Origin of the sequence: Puia sp. P3 (assembly GCF_050632245.1) — a bacterium.
GTDB lineage: Bacteria > Bacteroidota > Bacteroidia > Chitinophagales > Chitinophagaceae > Puia.
The window spans coordinates 6,248,175-6,264,767 of record NZ_CP192583.1; the positions used below are offsets into that span (position 1 = coordinate 6,248,175).

Consider the following 16,593-nt stretch of genomic DNA (forward strand, 5'->3'; position numbering starts at 1 on the left):
AGCCTTCATAAGGCGTAAATTAAGGAATAACTCACCATGAAAAAAACGATTCCCGCCTTTGTCAATATCATCGGATTGCTCGTCACCGTAGCGGTCAGCTATCTATCGGTCACCGGGTTTTTCAACCACAATACGATGTCGCTGCAGTCGGCGCGCCATCCGTCGTTGTTCACGCCTGCCCCATGGGCTTTCTCCATCTGGGGGCTGATCTACCTGGCGCTTGCGGGTTTTGTGGTCTTTCAGGCACGGGGTAACGACGAGGCTCTTCAGCTGCGCTCGCGTGTCGGGGGCTGGTTCCTCCTCTCCTGCCTCGCGAACAGCTGCTGGGTGATCGCGTGGATGTATGACCTGGCGGGGATCTCGGTGTTGTTGATGGTGGTTCTGCTCCTTTCTTTGTTCATGATCGTGGTGCGGACGGATATGGAGCTGACTGATCCGCCGCTGCGGACTATTGCCTTTGTCTGGTGGCCTTTTTGCCTTTATTCCGGATGGATTACGGTGGCGTTGCTGGCGAATGTTTCGGCGGTTATAGGTTCGCCGGTTACCGGGGGTGGTTCCGGTATTGCCATCGTCATGGCTCTGGTGGCTGGGGTTGCTTATTTGACCATGACCTGGCGCCGCAATATGCGCGAATATGCGCTGGTGGGCGCCTTTGCGCTGGTCGCGGTTGGGGTTGCCGACTGGCATCGTGCGCCGGTAGTGAGTTGGGTGACGTTTGTTGTGGCGGGGATATTGTTTATAAGTAGTGGCTGGCACGCGTGGAAGAACAGGGCGTACTCGCCGTTCAGGAGACGGGACTGATTGGACGGGAGGGAGGTATGCTGAGGACGAGTGGCCGGGAGGGTGTGGCGGCCGGGGGGTCGCGGCGGCCGGGGGTGGTGGAGAAGCCGCGGGTGGCGGAGAAGCCGCGGGTGGCGGATCGCCCTGAAAATAAACAAATTATAAAAATATCGAATATCTCTTTGATTTAAGGGGATGCTGTTGTAACTTCATAGGAGTGCTTATTAAACCACAGTCCTAACGAAACTTACCAAAACTATGCAGCGTTCAAATGCTAAAAACCCGCCTGGGCAGCTATACCGTGAATGCCCAACTCGTCGAGAAGCTCACCGACTTTTTTAACCACACGGTGCCAGGAATGCTCTCCTCCGACATGACCGTGATGCGCGCTTCCGACAACACCTCCCTTACGCTGAGGTATCCCGACCACGCCGTCAGGTATCTGAATGCGAGCGAGTATCGTGACAAACCGTTCAACGGTGAGATTGAGGGTATCGAGCTGGAGTTGAAACACGTGATGAAATTTTCCGATTCCAGTGGGTGGAACGAAGAGGGAGAATCGTATGTCGACGGCGACGGTATGGTACTCAAAGCCATCGTGGTCGACCTTTCGTTTGATAAGGACAGGGATAACAACTATCTATATATGGCGCTGCAGGACGACGGCGCGGACAGAGAGCTGATGGCGATCCAGAACCGGCTGCTGGCGATGCTGGAACAGTATCGCAACAATCATCGTCTTATCTATCGGAGCGAATGGTTTCCACCGATAGTGTTTTTGGGCGCCGGTCTGTTCGGCAGCCTCACCTTCCTCATTCACGAGCAGCCACTGCGCGCGCTGTTTGCCATCCTGTTCGGATTTTGTGCGTACCTGTTCATCTTCCTGCATATAAAAGGTTATAGCGAGTTCGAGTCCAGCTGGCAGCGGCGGTGGAACGCCTTTCTGGGATGGCTCGGCTTCGGAATCGCAGGCGCGGTGTTATCTATCCTTTTCTTTTTTTGACGGGTGCTGCCGCCGGTGGTGCGGTGATTTTCGTTAGAATCGCCTTGCCCATATAGGGGATGGATTTGTCCCATGTCGTCGCGGGTGTCTCTGCGGCGCCCTTGCCTTCTCCCACAAGGACCACGCGGAAGACGCGTTTCTTTAGCTGGCCGGGGAAACTGCCCTTTGTATCTCCGATGGTCAGCAGTTTTTCTTTATCCTTCCAGCTGAAGGGGATCGTGGCGAACTGCCCCTTTTCGTAGTCATAGTTGTCGTTCTCGTCCTCATAGAGAGTGAACTGTCCGTCTGCTCCCGGATAGATGCGTAGCTCGACGGTATCTGCCGGCTTCTCTGTCGCGTATTCCATCCGCGGGCCCATCGGGACGATCGAACCTGCCCGGACATAGAGCGGCATGATGTCGATCGGTGCCTCGGCCTGGAGGGTTTGGCCTCCGGGGAGTTGTTTTCCGGTCCAGAAATCGTACCAGGTGGTCGTGGGCCCGGGGGTTCCGGTGGCGCCGGCGGTTCCGGCTGACCCGGCCCCGGCGGCCTTTGGCAGATAGACCTGACGGGTAGTTGCACCCGGCCCGGTCACCGGATTGACCAGAAAGGCGGGACCAAACATATACTGGTCCTGTATGCTATATACCGCAGGGTCCTCGCGGAAATCAAATGCCAGCGAGCGCATCATCGTATAGTGCTCCTGTGTTACCTTGCCGGCAAGTGAGTAGATGTATGGAAGGAGGCGGTAGCGCAGATTGTCGTAGTTCAGCAGTGTCTTACGGGTAGGCTCATCCCAGTTGGAAGAATACAGTGCGCGCTCGCCCTTGCCATGTATGCGAAAGATCGGACAGAACGTTCCGAACTGAAACCAGCGGGTGAACAGCTGCCTGAAATCCGGCTGCGACCAGTCCGGCGCCTGCCAGTGATAGTGATATCCTCCGATATCCGAGGTCCAGTAGGGAATGCCCGAGGCGCAGGCATTGATGCCCTGCGGCACCTGGTCGCGGAAGTCGTGCCAGCTGCAGGATATATCGGATGACCAGAGGGTTGCCCCGTTGCGCTGTTGTCCCGCAAAAGCCTGTCGCGCCAGGAAGAAGGCGCGTTTGCCGGGAATGTCCTTACGCCATCCCTTATAGATGCCGTCGGTGTGCATGAGGGAATAGGTATTGAAATAGTCAATGCCCTTGCCGGTATAGAAGGTCGCCAGCCTGCGCTGGTCCAGCAGGGCGCCGTTGTCGGGCTCGCACTGGTCGATCCACCACGCGTCCCAGCCATAGCGGGCTACGAGACTGTCCCTCGCCTGCTGCCAGTATAGGTCGCTAGCCCTCGGGTTGTGTGCGTCATAGTAAGTATCGAAGGTATGCGTGACGACGTTGTCCCACGTGATGCTCGTCAGTCCGTCCATCGCCTTCAGCGCGTCGAAGTTGGCCGTCCCTTTGCCAAAAACGGGCCATATGGATATCATCGCGTGCAGATTCTCCTTGTGCAGCTCGTCGACCATCGCCTTTGGATCGGGATAGGCCGTCGGGTTCATTACGTGTGAGCCTATGGGTAAGGGATCCCAGTAGTACCAGTCCTGGACGATGACGTCGACGGGGATGTGGGCGTCGCGGTATTTGCTGCCGGCGGCGAGGACTTCAGCCTGAGTCTTGTAGCGGTCCTGGGACTGAAACAGGCCGTACGCCCACTTGCCGAACATCGGCGCGCGTCCCGTTGCGTCGCGGTAGAGGGAGACGATCCTGTCGAAGGATGGGCCGTAGAAGAAATAATAGTCGATGAGCTTCCCGTCTTCCGACGTGTAGCGGTATTTTGTGTTACCCGCCATTCCTCCGTAGAATTTTGATGGGCTGTAGTTGTCCCACATCAGGCCGTATCCTTTTGTGGAGAGCAGGACCGGTATTGCGCCGGTCATGTATTTGATCAGCATGTCCTGGTCGCGGCCTTTATAGTTGATGGAGAGTGAATCCAGGGGATGACATCCCAGGCCGAACAGCCCTTCGTCCGATGGTGACTTAAAAACTGTTTCCAGACCATAGGTTGCTATGCCTGCTATTTGCCCGCGCTGCATCGATTTGCCGTTGGCGCCGTCTTCTTCGAGGATCGGTTTGCCGCTGAGGTCGGTGTAGCTGATGGCGTTGGTAGCTTTGTCGGCGATGATGCGCAGTTTTTTGGTGGTGATCACGATGTTGTTGTTCAGCTCCGCGACCGTGAACTCCGTCGACGGGGCCCAGTTGTTATTGGTGACTACCACCGAAGAGCGCCTGGGTAGTTGGGGGAGCATGGTATAGCGGACTTCGACGACGTCCGGCTGCCAGACGCGGATGGTCATCGAGCCGATGTCGAGGACGAAGTTTACGCCGTCTGCGTCTTTTGTGTATGATTTTATAGTGGAGTGGGATGTGGCCGCGACGGCTAGCAGGACAAGAGTCAGGACTATTGAACGCATGGTCATAGTTTGATTGAGGGTACCGAAGATAGCCAAAAAATAAATCGGTTGCAAAATCCGGTGGGGTTGGCGGGTTCCGGTGGGGTTGGCGTCGGGTAGAAAAAAATATTTTGATAAAATGCGTAACCATATGGTTACTTTTCCTAGTTTTGTAACCGAACGGTTACCAATTATGAGAAGAGACGTATTCCAGTGCCATTGCCGATCCCACCCGCCGAGAGATCATTCATCTCATCGCGCGGAAGCCCTTGCCGCTGAATTCCATCGCGGAAAATTTCGAGGTGAGCCGCCCCGCCATCTCCAGGCACATCAAGATACTGACCGAGTGCGGCATTGTGACGATCCATACCCGCGGCCGCGAGCGGTACTGTGAGGCCAGGCTGCAGAAGTTGTCAGAGGTTTCGCAGTGGGTCGACCATTTCCGCGTCTACTGGAATCAGAAGCTGGACGCCCTCGGTGAGTTTTTGGAGAGGAGGAGGCTGCGGCGCCGCCTAAAAGGGGTGGCTCTGGTGCGGGGAAGAGCGGCCCGGGATCAGGTTCGGCGAAGAGCGCCCCGGGACCTGGGGCGGCGAAGGCGTCCTCAAAAAAGAAAAAAAATAACAAATATGGAAAAAGCCCAGGTTATCGTCGAACGCACGTACGATGCGTCACCGGCACGCGTCTGGCGTGCTATCACAGATCCCGCGCAGATGAAACAAGCGGTATCTTCCGGTTACGGATTTTCGGCCCGAAAAAGGTTTCGAAACCAGTTTTGAACAGCGAGAAGAGAACAAGGTCTTCCAGCATGTCTGGAAGGTGACGGATGTCGTGCCCGGCGAAAGGATCAGCTATGAGTGGCACCTGACGGGTTTCCCGGCAACTCGCGGGTCACCTTCGAACTATCGCCCGATGGTGAGGGAACGCGCCTCAGGGTCAGCCATGTGGGGCTGGAGACCTTCCGCGGCGATATCCACCCCGACCTGGACCCGAAGAAAATCGAAGAAGGCTGGGGCTATTTTATGAACGAGAGCCTAATGAATTTCCTCGAGAAGGGTCCGGTCCAGGTGATCATGGAGCGCACCTATAACGCTTCGCCGGAAACGGTCTGGCGCGCCATCACCAATGCGGAGCAGATGAAGCAGTGGTATATGCCGCTTAGTGATTTCCGGCCCGAGGTGGGGTTCGGGACCGAATTTGACATCACCGCGAAAGGGTATGACTGGCGGCATATCTGGAAGGTCACCGAGGTCATTCCCAACAAAAAGATCAGCTATGAATGGCGTTATGGCGGTTTCCCCGGCAATTCCCTCGTCACTTTCGAGCTGACGCCGCAGGGCAGGGGACGCGCCTTACATTGCGGCATGTAGGCATCGAGACGTTTGAAGGCTATAAGAACCCCGGGCTCAGGCCGGAGAATTTCGAGAAGGGCTGGGGCAGCCTGCTTGGTACGATGCTGACGGAATTTTTGGAGAAGGAGCACGCGGCGGTCGGATAGTTTCCGATCTTTGCGTATGCGACTCTCTGAAGCTATTGAAATTTTTGACCGGCCCGTATTGCGTGACGTTGTGGGAGACGCCCCAGTCCGTTGGGCCGACCTCGGTTGCGGGTCGGGGTTATTCACCGAAGCGCTCGCCCGATTTTTGCCTGCGGGCAGTACCATCTATGGTCTCGATTTGCGCCCAATGCTGCAGTCGGATCTGGTGTGTGGCGTCCATCTGGTGCCGGTAAAAACCGATTTTATTACTATTCCTTTATCTGTCACGGGGCTTGACGGCATTCTCATGGCCAATTCCCTGCATTATGTCGAGGACAAGGCTGCGTTTTTGTCGACGCTGACCAGGCCGATGCATCCGGGTCATCCGGAAAGCGCGCCGCTGCGTCCAGGTATGCCGCTGCTGGTCGTAGAGTACGATACCGACACGCCGGTGCCTACCTGGGTGCCCTGGCCCGTTAGTCTGGCAAAGCTCCGCCCCTGATGGCGGCCGCGGGCTGGCCGAAGGTGGACAAACTCGGCGAGCGGCCCTCGGCGTTCGGCAGAAGCAATATTTATTCCGCGCTGGCGAAAATTCGATAATTTCATTCTCATGAAAAACACCCTTCGGCCTGCCGTTGCCGCGGACCGCGACGGCATCATTGCCTTGTATAAAAAAGTAGCCCGTTTTTCCGGCGGCCTCGCCCGGGCAGAGGACGAGATCACCATCGACTATGTCGCCGGGTTTATGGCGGAGGCCGCCCACGACGGCGTTCATTTTGTTATGGAGAACGAAGCCACCGGCGCCATCATCGGGGATATCCACTGCAGTAAGCCGGGACTCAAGTGTTTTGACCATATGCTCAGCGACCTGACTATCGCCGTCGATCCTGACTATCAGGGCCAGGGTATCGGGAAGACATTGTTCGTGGGTGTTTTAGACGAGGTTAGGGAGAACCGGAAGGATATACTACGGGTCGAGCTGCTGACCGGGGAGACCAATAAGAGGGCGCTTGCCTTTTATGAGGGGATTGGGTTTGCCATCGAGGGACGAATGCCTGGGAGGTATCGTAAACCAAATGGGGTGCTGGATGCGGATATTCCGATGGCGTGGATGAATCCGAATTTTCAGGCGTGAGGACGGGGACGCCGGGGGTGGCCGGGGACAAAAAAAGGGTACTCCATTTGGAACACCCTTTTGATAAATCACAGGAATAACTAATTCGTGTGATCCTTTCGGTTATCATCCTCGGACGCGGACCTGACGTTTGGCCTTTGTCACGGGATGGTCGACGCCCTGTTTCCTCAAGTGCCTTGCGTCATTACTGATGTCCTTATTTTCTTTGGCTACCGCCTTATGGTCGTGAACTGCCTTCTTCACCCTTACATGAGACAGGTCTTTATTGACCTTGTGAGAGGCGGCTTTTTCTCGCGCACGTCAGTACGGAGGTCCTTCATTTCCTGTTTCTTTTGTGGGTCTGTTTGGGCCATCGCACTGGCTGTCAGCTGAGATACCCAGTATTAACACTAGTAGCTTTCTCATAGTTAAGACTTTTAGGGATGTAACTGCGATTGCCGTGCCACGCAGCGATTTTTTCAATCAGTTAGGCCGCATATAGAGGGGCGGCTAATTTTCTTAACTTTAGCGCAAGACAACTGTTAACATGCAACAAACACGTAATTACAACACTATCTGCAGTCCTTCGGCGCGGGCTCTTCCTGCTGATGAAGGCCCATACTACAATACCGTATGCACGCGAGGCGGCAAAGCTGATCCAGGATCCGGAACCGTTTGAGCCGGATTTTTCGAATCGTCAGCCCGGATTTTGGATCCGTGTGATGCATTTCGAAGCGCGGTACTGGAGTATCAACCAGGCTGCTGCCCGACGACGCCGCCAACATACTGGAACTCTCATCCGGATTTTCCTTCCGCGGCCTGGCCCTGCGCCACCGACCGGCCGGTCTACTATATCGATACGGAGACCTGCCGGACCTGATTGCGACGAAGCAGCCGATTGTCGACGCGCTTGCCGGGGCGCTGCGCGGGCATTATGAGCTGAGAGCATTGAATGCGCTGGACGCATCGGCGTTTAATGGTATTGTTAGTGGTTTCCCGGCTGGTCCGATTGTTATTGTGAACGAAGGGCTGCTGATGTATTTAGGCATGGAGGAGAAAAGGCAGCTTTGCCGGCAGATCCGCGGTGTGCTGGCGGAGCGGGGCGGCTACTGGATCACGGCCGATGTTTATCTCAGAAGGGACCTACCCGAAGATGAGGAGCTTTCGCGGGGGGATACATTGAGGGAGTTTTTAGAACAACATAAGGTGAAGGATAATATGTTCGGGTCCTTTGAAGAGGCCGAGGCTTTCTTTGCGTCGGAGGGATTGGTTATCGACAAGGAGTTCGAGCCGGACTATATGAGTCTGGGGTCGTTGCCGCATTTTTTAGGTTCGTGTTCTCCGGAGTTGCTGCAGAGGCTTCGCGCAAATATGAGCGGGAAGATGCATACGACTTGGAGGTTGAAGGCCGGAGGGAAATAAAATTTCTATTTACAAATACTTCTCTCCTCCCGCAACTGGCGTTCCGCCCAGTTGTAAAAATCTGTTGTAGTCGGCGCAGGCGCCGGCTTTGTCGCCAAGACCTATTTTTGCGGAAGCTCTGAAGCCAAGTGCGGACTGGTCGTCGGGTGTAAACTTCAATACATAGTTTAAGTCATCCAGCGCCCCTTTGTAGTCTTTCAGGGGTATTCTTGCCTGCCCGCGAAGCAGATACGCTTCCAGGTCCGTAGAATCCAACGCAATTGCCTTGTTCACGTCCGACAATCCACCGATAAAATGATTCGTCAGAATTTTGTTGAGTCCGCGAATGCAATAGGCCCTTTCATTATTAGGGTCCAGTTGCAAAGGCTTTATTTAGATCAACAGCCCCATCCTGGAAATAAGCTGAGCTTTGTTTTCATTGCTCCCCTGCCCACCCAGTATTTGACATTATCGGGGTTTAGGAGAATGGCTGTGTCATAGTCTGCCACGGCACCCTGGAAGTTGGCAAGCCTGGTCTTCGCCATAGCCCGGTTGTTGTAGTTGTCGGACTCTTTTGGATATAATTTTGCCTGTTCGTCAAAGTCTTCCAATGCTCCTTTGAAATCCTGGAGAATGAATTTTACCTGACCGCGATATTCGTATGTAACGGGACGTGTATAGTGTAGCTCAACGCATTTGTCAAAGTCAGTAATAGCCTGTTTCAACTGTTGCGTCCGGTAGCAGGTGACACCGTGCATGAAATATGCGTCGGCGCTATCGGGGTTTGCTTTTATAGCTTTTTCGAAGCAAAGTAATGCGCCGGGAAAGTCGTTGTTTTTAAAACTCTTTACGCCCTCTTTGTACTGTGGGTCATTGATTTGGGGATAGGCTGCCGAACACAGAAATGTTAACGCGTAAAGAAAAATTGCATTTTTCATGGGATGGGGTTATTAGCAAAACAACGCCCGTAAATGGCATTTATTTCATCGGAGTATGTAAAAGATGATTTTTTGAAGACAGGCTTTCTCTCAGCCGCTCCCTCGTCGCTCGTCTTCCAGCAAACTTGAGGCATCCTTCTAAAAGCAAAAGCCTCCGCTATCGCGGAGGCTTTCTGATCTTGTTTTGTCGACCTGGCTGTACATTTTTCGAACCATCTTTGCCCGGATTTGAGGCGATTAACACCTCAGACAGCATGACTTCTACTTCTCCAACCCCATGAACATTAACGCATATGCTGTTCAAGGCCGCTACCCGGATTCTAACCTGACACCGACAATAGGTGAAGCAAAACGTTCACCCAAACTTTGAAAAACCCGGTAAATTTTTAGTAAATTTGACTTCCATGTACACTACAAGCCAAATTTTAAGCATTTTAAAAGAGAAAAAGGAGTACCTGCAAAAAAGGTATCCGATCTCTGAGTTGGGCATTTTTGGCTCTTATGCAAGGGGAGACTTTAATGAAAAAAGTGACATCGATATTCTCGTCGATTTCAATGGTAGCATTGACGGCTTTGAATATATCAGGCTCGCCCACGAGTTGGAGGATACCTTTAACCAAAAGATCGATGTTGTTTCCCGCAAAGGCATAAAACCTCAGTATTTACCCTATGTAGAGAAAAGCCTCATTCATGTCTGAGCGTAATCTATCCTTATTGCTATTGGATATTAAAGTTGCGATCGGCAAAATCTTGGAGTATACGGCAGGGATGAATTTTGATTCCTATGAGGTTGATTCCAAGACCAAGGATGCGGTAGAACGAAACTTTGAGATCATCGGCGAGGCCGCCTCACGAATACCGGACGATTTCAAAAAACTGCATCCCAGCGTCGAATGGCGCATCATTTAAGACTTCCGGAATTTCATCATTCACGAATACTTAGGAATCAATAATCAGATTGTTTGGGATACCATTCAATTTCGGTTGCCGGATTTGCTGCAAGAGATTTCCGATCTGATTTCGGCAAGCGAATAAGTCCCTTGAACCTTTTTGTATTCGAACCCTCAATTCGCTGAAATAGAGAATCTTTTATTTTGGCGCCTCGAAGAGAAAAAATAAAACCCGCCGTGCTGGCGGGTTTTGAATTATAGTCGACCTGCCTGTACAATTTTCGAAACATTTCGTCCCTGATCTAAGACGTTTGGCCGATATATCAGTCTCAAAACGATAGTTCCAGGCCGTTTCTCATTTCAACAGCAATCGACTACCCAATTTGGAACAATCTCGTAATATGAGCTATATATTCCGACAAGGGTACGGGTTTTCAAGAGTAGAGTTTCTGATGCAACTATTACTCACTCGTTCCAGTGCAACTTCCAAGCTAAACCCTTCTCCCAATCTATTCGCCAAGGAGTCTGGAGTATCCCATTCGCTTTTTCTGCTCGAATTTTACCATTAGTCTCAACCCCTAAGAAATAAGCAACCCTGTTATCGATGTCTTCATTGTCTGAGCCTATTACATAAATCGAGGGACTCTCTTCGCTTTGTTCGACTTCAAAAAACTCATTAGCCAATTCTCTGCTACCCATTTGAAGCCATGTCCAAATTCTACTGGCGGGGTTATAGCTATCACCGTCCGAATCGAAACTGTGGTCTTGCCCCAAAGGAAAACTGCTATGAGCCGAAAGTCAGGAAGCTCGTTATGGATATTCACTTCCGTGTTGAACATCATAATGAAAATTTTTTAAAATGAGCCTACCATGTACCGCCAGGAGAAAATAGCAAATCAACCGGGCAATCTATTTCATAAAGCCATTGACAACCCTCTGCTCCATTGCAAAATGGTTCAATCAAGTAGGTCATATTTTTGTATACGGCATCCGTCAAATAACATTCAAAATGTCTGTTTTCAGCTGTCGTTATGCCTCGGTCAATACTTGATAATTTAAGAGTGAGGTTGCAATTCAAAGCCTCGAGGAAATCAAGTGAGGAAAGGCTGATTTCATTTTGACGACCCAAAAGTTCATTTTCAATAACGTCCTTTACTCGTAATGCCTGATGCTTATCGAAATCAGGAAACGAGTACGGAAAGATTTATTTAAAAAATGTGTTAAAGTGCAACCTTTGTTACTAAAGTTGACCACTTGGCAAGCGTCACTGAACCATATTTGGCAGATCTGCGGAAGTGTGCTAATTTTTGATCGTGGACGTTTATAGCAACAACATAAAACTAAACATCAACGATGAAGAAGTTTGGGTTAATCTCAAATGGTATCGAGGGACAGCTCGTTATAACAATGGCTGTACACGTTACGGGAAAAAATATCATTTACGGTGGATTATCGGGCGGGCGAAAGCGCTCTCTGCAAAAGGTGATGAGAAACCGGATAGTCGATGACTTCGAATATAATTTTTGGGTATAAAAGCCACAATCACAAAGATGAAAGTATTGTATACAGCGAGGGCAAAGTTTGGCAAATCTAGCGATTCAGACACAATGGCTTGGGAAAAGTATTTGGAATGGAGTAGACTCCCGCAACTGATCGAGTTGATCTCTGTTGATGGGATGCTAAATGAAAGGTTAATTGAACCTGACAGAGATGATGAAAAAGAATGGGATTACATAGTTATTGATAATATGTACGAAACGGGCTTTTTTACGACACTAGACTACGTTCTAAAGAAGATCGTGGAAAAAGAAAAATATAATTTACTGGCGGTTATCATTAACCCAGATACGGATTGCAGATTTATTGAGATTGAGAACTTTGAATTTATAGGATACGATCTTTTGGACAAATATTACGACATTAGCGCACTGTCGAATTGCGGCGGTTTCGATGAAACGTTTCGGCCTGAAGAATTGAACCAGTTCGGCCTAGTTGAAGATTTCAACCGAGCTATGGAGATAAAGGGAAATCTTTTTGTTAAACAACCCTGAAGAGGTACACGCTGATACGAATGCTATTGCAATCTGGCGACATAAATATTTGGGACGCTAATACGGTTATATGTCAGTTAGCAAAAAGAAACGACAGAAAATTGTTACAAGAATACATTGACAGGTTCGATAAATTGGACACTGAAACCCTTGTTCAGCGTCTTAGCATTATAATAAATAACAATTTTGCCAGGCAAGCAATTAACATAATTCTGAAGAAAAAGGGTGTGAAGTAACTCCCATTTCTAGTTTAAACAATCTGGGGGTCGTCGGGCGGCGGCCAAAAAAATAGATGATACAAAATTTCCCAACTTTAAATGATACCCAAGTTGTAATGCTCCGAAATGACTTATACACCGGTCATGTCGTCGATGCTAATATTGTATTGGCGACCAACGAGAAACAGGAAATTTGGACGATTTACGACTCCATCGATATGGCAATAGCCGACGCAACTGCTATTGTAGAAAAATATGACCGCATTGAATGTTCAATTTTCGACAAAGACCGTAACCGGCTTCGTCTTATTCAGCCTACTTAATAATGTTACCCATTAGAAGGGAATAAAAACGCCCAAACCCACTGGCTTGGGCGCTACTATATTTCACCGCCTTTAAGGCTGGGGCGGGTCGATTAGTGTTCAACCGCTCCTGTAACATATTCATATCCATCCCGATCTTAGTCTGAGTCACCTTAGCATATTGCATGGTCGTGCTAATTTTCGTGTGGCCCAGCATTTTGCTTATGGTCTCGATGCGGACGCCGTTCATCAAAGTAACGGTAGTAGCGAAAGTATGGCGGGCAAGGTGGAAGGTCAGGTATTTTTGAATTCCGCAGATTTCGGCAATTATCTTCAAACTTCTGTTTACTTCTTGATTGCTCACGTAGGGGAAAACCGTTTCCCGCTTAGCAGTCTCATCCCCGGAAAAATTTTCCAGCAGGAGCTGGGCGGGCTTAAGAAGAGGAACATTTACGGGAGTGTCGGTTTTGGCTCGCGTGGTCTTGATCCACTGATTTTGTCGATTCCGGTCAAAACTTCCTCCGGCCGCAATTCCATAAGATCTACGTAACACAGGCCTGCATAACAACTAAACAAGAAAAGGTCCTTTACCCGATCCAGCATAAAATTTCCGAAATCCTGATTTTCCAGCGTTGCCATTCCAGATCGGAAAGGAATTCTCGCTCGGTATGTTTGAATTTCAATCGAAAATTCAAAAATGGGTTTTTATCGATCCACTCGTTCTTTAGCGCCCAGGTCACCATTTTCTTTAAACGCTCCAAATGCTTCATGGCCCCGTTGGTGGTACAAGGATCATTTTGCTTCAAAGAGTTGTTCCGGACGAAAAACTCAAAGCCGGATATAAATTCATAATTCAACTCTTTCAGCGGCATATCAGGATTTTTGTAACGGGCGACTAAAAATCGCCTCAAATAACTTTCGGTAGCATGATAGTTTTTCATGGTCCCCGGCTTCAAGACTTTTTGCATCATGGCTTCGTGCTGGCTGACCAACCACAGTAGGGAGTATGAAACAGCCTTTTCTTTCTCGATGCCGAGAAAAGCGGCTTTCACTGCTGCCGCTGTCAGGGGTTCGTCTTCCAATAGGAGGTCGCGGTAATGCCGATGGAGCTTTCCCTGCATTTCCTGCAAATAACTGTTGAAGGCCCTGAGTTCGGGATTTTTCGGTTTGGCTTCTCTTTTGCCAAAATTCCAATCGGCTTTGGAAATGGAGTTCTTCATGGAAAACTCGGTTCTGGTTCCATTTACGACGATCCGGGGATAAACGGGGAATTTGTTGTCGTCGCTGATCCTGCTGGTCCGCAGGACGAAATGAACACCGAAGGTGTTGTTACTTTTCATACCATTCGTTTTTTGCGGTATCAATGGCTCCTCGCATGATCGCAAAACCTAAGAAATGACGTCAGATGCTCGTCGGATAAGGGTTTAAGGCGGTCAGGTGAACATAAAAGTACATCGGGCTTCGTGTTCACCTGTTTGCTCACAAACCACTTGATACCTTTCGCTGCAAAATGATATGGAATAAAAAGAAAAAGCCCGTAAAATCAGCGTTTTACGGGCTCCCGTCTAATTGTAGCTTTAGACTCATTGTCGGGAAGACAGGATTCGAACCTGCGACCCCCTGGTCCCAAACCAGGTGCGCTACCGGCCTGCGCTACTTCCCGAAAACCAACGTCGCCGAGGGGGATAACCAATTGGGATGAGCAATTGGAACCGCCCGGTGGCAACGAGCCGCGAAGATAGGGATTTTGGGGCGAGTAGTCAAAGATTCCACCAATAATTGAATTTCAGGACGAAGGCGCGGGAGCGGACGCCGAGGGGGTGGTGAGGTAGTTGTCGGTATAGACCAGGAAGAGGTCGGAGGCCGGCTTGTAGCGCCACTGCAGGCGGGTGTTCAGGTTCATGTTTTTGGTCTGCTGGTTGTACTGGATATAGGTGGTAAGGAAGAGGGTGTTGGTCATTGTAATGTCAAGCCGGGGCCCCACCAGCCAAAAACTTACCCTGCCCCAGGGCGCGGGAAGCCAGAGACCAGTATAGGTCGCGCTCACGGTAAGGTTGACGTAGGGTTGCCAGCGGTATCCGGCGTCGCCGGTGACCGTCAGCTTGTTGCCGTCGGCATAGTAGCCGCCATACCGGGTTGACAGATCCCAGGTGAAGAAGGCCTGCGGCTTGCTGACGTAGTCCACGCCGATGGTGTTCCAGCGGTGCTGCGTGCCCACGGCGAGGGAATGGATCCCTGTGTTCGTAGGGTCGAATGGGGCCAACAACTGCACGTAGTCGTTCATCGCCACCCCGGCCAGAGTGCTCTTGTCTCGGAAGGTGGTAAGCCAGGTGAAGATGGTCTCATTATCGGTCCGGTGGAAGGACTCGTTGTAAAAATAGGTGGAGGTCAGCTGGGGCCCATGACTCAGGACCGCGCCGCCGCGGGGAAGGAAGAAATAGGACACCTGCGGATTCAGTTTGATATAGCCCTGCCTCGGGACATAGCCTACCTCGGCATTGTAGTTGGCCCCGGTGTATTCGTAGCCCGCCCCTACCAGCCAGTGGCGGTCGGCATACTGGAGGTTCCCGGCATGGACATAGTCGTCGCCGCGGCGGCCGGGACTAAACGACTTCAACAGCAGGGCCTTGCCCGTCCAGAAATTGTTGGACGAAGCCAGGTTGAACTCCATGCCCATATTCCGGTTGTACAGCGAATACGCTGGATGGGTCGTGTCCTTCCCCGGCTGGTAGTGGATCGCCTGCTTGTTAATGAAGATAAACCCGATATTGGACCGCGCGAAGATCTTGCGCTGGATCGCCACCATCGAGAAGTTCTGCTCGGGCAGGCCGATCGAATCCACCCTACCCGTCTGCATATCCATCAGACCCACGCGCCAGTTGGCGTCGAGCTTGCCGCTGAGCCGCGCACCAAACTCGATCGGCGCTCCCAGCCCGATACGACGGGAAAAGAAGGGGCGGATATCGGCATAACCCAGGTTGTTGAAGTGGTCGGCATTCTCGAGAAAGAACTGCCGCTTCTCGGGATAGAACAGCTCGTACCTGCTGAGGTCGATGACCTGACGATCCACGTCGACCTGGGAAAAATCGGGGTTGACGGTCAGATCCAGATTGAGGGACGAGGTGACGGCAATCTTGGCGTCGCCGCCGATCTCCTTCTTATAAACATTGGGCCCCTTCGCCCCATAGTCCTTTTGCACGCCGCCGAGTACATATGGTATCACCGAGATATTCGGCCCTGGCGAAGGCGGCGGTACGTCCCAGACCAGCACGCCGGTATAAGCCAGCGACGCCGTCGGAAACTGCCGCGGCACGGGAGCCCAGGCCGACTTCTCGGTCGTCTTCAGATCGTTCCGGCTAAAGTTGATGCCCCAGTGCGTGAGCCCATTGCGGTACCGGAGCGTCTTGAACGGTATCGCGATCTCGAGCACCCAGCGGTCACTGTAGCGCCGCACCACCGAACTCCATTTATTGTCCCAGCTGAGGTCGACCTTGCCGCCCTCATACATTAACCCATCCCACTGTCCCCCCGCTGCATTGGTGCCGAAGGAAAAACCGCTGGTCTGGTCCTCGAAGGGATCGATAAAGAAAATGAAATTGTCGTTCTTTACGAAGCTGAAATCCCGATGGAGAGACTCTACCATGTCCGGTCCCGGTCCCGCGTCAAAACACTCGGCGACCAGATAGAGATTTTTGTCGTCGTAGGTCATCCGCACCTCCGTCCGGAGGCTGGCGTGACTGGTGTCCATCGGAAGCACCATATAAAAATTGGCGGCTTTCTCGGCCTGCTGCCAGGCTGGTTCGTTGATGACCCCGTCGATCCTGACTGGGCTGGTCGCCCGGTGGATATGGAGTTCAAATCCGGCATTCTTCTTTTGGGCGACAAGCGACAGCGGGATAAGAATGAGGACCGCGAAAGACCAGAACAACAAAAAGACTGTTAATCCTCTGGAAATCATAAATACAAGCAACAGAAAAACCAGGACGCCCACCTGAATCCTCCAGTGAGCATATCC

General features: G+C 51.4%; 17 protein-coding genes, 1 tRNA gene and 1 pseudogene. 12 read left to right on the top strand and 7 right to left on the bottom strand.

Features of this window, described 5'->3' with window-relative positions; translation table 11 throughout:
- The first annotated feature begins 36 nt into the window (after positions 1-36).
- A complete protein-coding gene (locus tag ACQ86N_RS39340; RefSeq protein ID WP_431211800.1) occupies positions 37-801 on the top strand; it encodes a hypothetical protein in 765 nt (254 codons plus the stop codon).
- A gap of 250 nt (positions 802-1,051) precedes the next feature.
- Positions 1,052-1,783, top strand: a complete 732-nt coding sequence (locus ACQ86N_RS39345) for a hypothetical protein (RefSeq protein ID WP_431211801.1) — start codon at positions 1,052-1,054, stop codon at positions 1,781-1,783.
- Here the strand turns inward: ACQ86N_RS39345 and ACQ86N_RS39350 are convergent.
- The gene (locus ACQ86N_RS39350; protein ID WP_431211802.1) at positions 1,764-4,211 is read right to left on the bottom strand and encodes a TIM-barrel domain-containing protein; all 2,448 of its coding nucleotides are present in this window, start codon (positions 4,209-4,211) and stop codon (positions 1,764-1,766) included. The genes ACQ86N_RS39345 and ACQ86N_RS39350 overlap by 20 nt on opposite strands.
- A gap of 248 nt (positions 4,212-4,459) precedes the next feature.
- Between ACQ86N_RS39350 and ACQ86N_RS39355 the strand changes: the two genes are divergently transcribed.
- The 7 genes from ACQ86N_RS39355 (at position 4,460) to ACQ86N_RS39385 (ending at position 8,200) form a co-directional block, all read left to right on the top strand.
- Entirely contained in the window at positions 4,460-4,966 is a 507-nt protein-coding gene (locus ACQ86N_RS39355; RefSeq protein WP_431211803.1) for an ArsR family transcriptional regulator, read from the top strand.
- Between the two features lie 78 nt (positions 4,967-5,044).
- Positions 5,045-5,557 carry an SRPBCC family protein gene (locus ACQ86N_RS39360; protein WP_431211804.1) on the top strand — a complete coding sequence of 171 codons (513 nt, stop codon included), beginning with the start codon at positions 5,045-5,047 and terminating at the stop codon, positions 5,555-5,557.
- Positions 5,545-5,685: a hypothetical protein gene (locus tag ACQ86N_RS39365; RefSeq protein ID WP_431211805.1), complete on the top strand. Its 141-nt coding sequence runs from the start codon at positions 5,545-5,547 to the stop codon at positions 5,683-5,685. Before ACQ86N_RS39360 ends, ACQ86N_RS39365 begins: the two co-directional genes overlap by 13 nt.
- Before the next feature lie 16 nt (positions 5,686-5,701).
- Positions 5,702-6,166, top strand: coding sequence for a class I SAM-dependent methyltransferase (locus tag ACQ86N_RS39370; protein WP_431211806.1), 465 nt, complete (start codon positions 5,702-5,704; stop codon positions 6,164-6,166).
- Positions 6,167-6,274: 108 nt separating this feature from the next.
- Complete coding sequence (locus ACQ86N_RS39375; protein ID WP_431211807.1) at positions 6,275-6,799, top strand: GNAT family N-acetyltransferase; 525 nt, start codon at positions 6,275-6,277, stop codon at positions 6,797-6,799.
- 688 nt (positions 6,800-7,487) lie between these two features.
- Positions 7,488-7,658 (top strand): hypothetical protein, encoded by a 171-nt coding sequence (locus ACQ86N_RS39380; protein ID WP_431211808.1) that lies wholly within the window; start codon positions 7,488-7,490, stop codon positions 7,656-7,658.
- Between the two features lie 155 nt (positions 7,659-7,813).
- Positions 7,814-8,200 (top strand): hypothetical protein, encoded by a 387-nt coding sequence (locus ACQ86N_RS39385; RefSeq protein WP_431211809.1) that lies wholly within the window; start codon positions 7,814-7,816, stop codon positions 8,198-8,200.
- 9 nt (positions 8,201-8,209) lie between these two features.
- Here ACQ86N_RS39385 and ACQ86N_RS39390 read toward each other — a convergent pair whose 3' ends face one another.
- Positions 8,210-8,563 carry a tetratricopeptide repeat protein gene (locus ACQ86N_RS39390; RefSeq protein WP_431211810.1) on the bottom strand — a complete coding sequence of 118 codons (354 nt, stop codon included), beginning with the start codon at positions 8,561-8,563 and terminating at the stop codon, positions 8,210-8,212.
- Positions 8,564-8,577: 14 nt separating this feature from the next.
- On the bottom strand, positions 8,578-9,117 hold the full coding sequence (locus tag ACQ86N_RS39395; protein WP_431211811.1) for a tetratricopeptide repeat protein: 540 nt from the start codon (positions 9,115-9,117) through the stop codon (positions 8,578-8,580).
- Between the two features lie 341 nt (positions 9,118-9,458).
- Here ACQ86N_RS39395 and ACQ86N_RS39400 point away from each other — a divergent pair, with 341 nt between their 5' ends.
- From ACQ86N_RS39400 to ACQ86N_RS39410, 3 genes and pseudogenes are all read left to right on the top strand, one after another.
- Positions 9,459-9,815 (top strand): nucleotidyltransferase family protein, encoded by a 357-nt coding sequence (locus ACQ86N_RS39400; protein ID WP_431211812.1) that lies wholly within the window; start codon positions 9,459-9,461, stop codon positions 9,813-9,815.
- Positions 9,808-10,152: pseudogene (locus ACQ86N_RS39405) on the top strand (HepT-like ribonuclease domain-containing protein). Before ACQ86N_RS39400 ends, ACQ86N_RS39405 begins: the two are co-directional and overlap by 8 nt.
- A gap of 1,405 nt (positions 10,153-11,557) precedes the next feature.
- Positions 11,558-12,058, top strand: coding sequence for a hypothetical protein (locus ACQ86N_RS39410; protein ID WP_431211813.1), 501 nt, complete (start codon positions 11,558-11,560; stop codon positions 12,056-12,058).
- Between the two features lie 533 nt (positions 12,059-12,591).
- Here the strand turns inward: ACQ86N_RS39410 and ACQ86N_RS39415 are convergent.
- The 4 genes from ACQ86N_RS39415 to ACQ86N_RS39430 all read right to left on the bottom strand — a co-directional run bounded on the left by ACQ86N_RS39415 (position 12,592) and on the right by ACQ86N_RS39430 (position 16,506).
- Positions 12,592-13,131, bottom strand: coding sequence for a site-specific integrase (locus ACQ86N_RS39415; RefSeq protein WP_431211814.1), 540 nt, complete (start codon positions 13,129-13,131; stop codon positions 12,592-12,594).
- Positions 13,132-13,165: 34 nt separating this feature from the next.
- Entirely contained in the window at positions 13,166-13,918 is a 753-nt protein-coding gene (locus ACQ86N_RS39420; RefSeq protein WP_431211815.1) for a phage integrase SAM-like domain and Arm DNA-binding domain-containing protein, read from the bottom strand.
- 249 nt (positions 13,919-14,167) lie between these two features.
- A tRNA-Pro gene (locus ACQ86N_RS39425) sits at positions 14,168-14,241 on the bottom strand.
- 123 nt (positions 14,242-14,364) lie between these two features.
- Positions 14,365-16,506, bottom strand: a complete 2,142-nt coding sequence (locus ACQ86N_RS39430) for a DUF5916 domain-containing protein (RefSeq protein ID WP_431211816.1) — start codon at positions 16,504-16,506, stop codon at positions 14,365-14,367.
- Between the last annotated feature and the right edge of the window lie 87 nt (positions 16,507-16,593).

Excerpts from the sequence above, each read along its gene's own strand:
- ACQ86N_RS39340 (WP_431211800.1), top strand. The coding sequence starts at position 37 with ATGAAAAAAACGATTCCCGCCTTTGTCAATATCATCGGATTGCTCGTC.
- ACQ86N_RS39345 (WP_431211801.1), top strand. The coding sequence starts at position 1,052 with ATGCTAAAAACCCGCCTGGGCAGCTATACCGTGAATGCCCAACTCGTC.
- ACQ86N_RS39350 (WP_431211802.1), bottom strand. The coding sequence starts at position 4,211 with ATGCGTTCAATAGTCCTGACTCTTGTCCTGCTAGCCGTCGCGGCCACA.
- ACQ86N_RS39370 (WP_431211806.1), top strand. The coding sequence starts at position 5,702 with ATGCGACTCTCTGAAGCTATTGAAATTTTTGACCGGCCCGTATTGCGT.
- ACQ86N_RS39375 (WP_431211807.1), top strand. The coding sequence starts at position 6,275 with ATGAAAAACACCCTTCGGCCTGCCGTTGCCGCGGACCGCGACGGCATC.
- ACQ86N_RS39385 (WP_431211809.1), top strand. The coding sequence starts at position 7,814 with ATGTATTTAGGCATGGAGGAGAAAAGGCAGCTTTGCCGGCAGATCCGC.
- ACQ86N_RS39395 (WP_431211811.1), bottom strand. The coding sequence starts at position 9,117 with ATGAAAAATGCAATTTTTCTTTACGCGTTAACATTTCTGTGTTCGGCA.
- ACQ86N_RS39410 (WP_431211813.1), top strand. The coding sequence starts at position 11,558 with ATGAAAGTATTGTATACAGCGAGGGCAAAGTTTGGCAAATCTAGCGAT.
- ACQ86N_RS39420 (WP_431211815.1), bottom strand. The coding sequence starts at position 13,918 with ATGAAAAGTAACAACACCTTCGGTGTTCATTTCGTCCTGCGGACCAGC.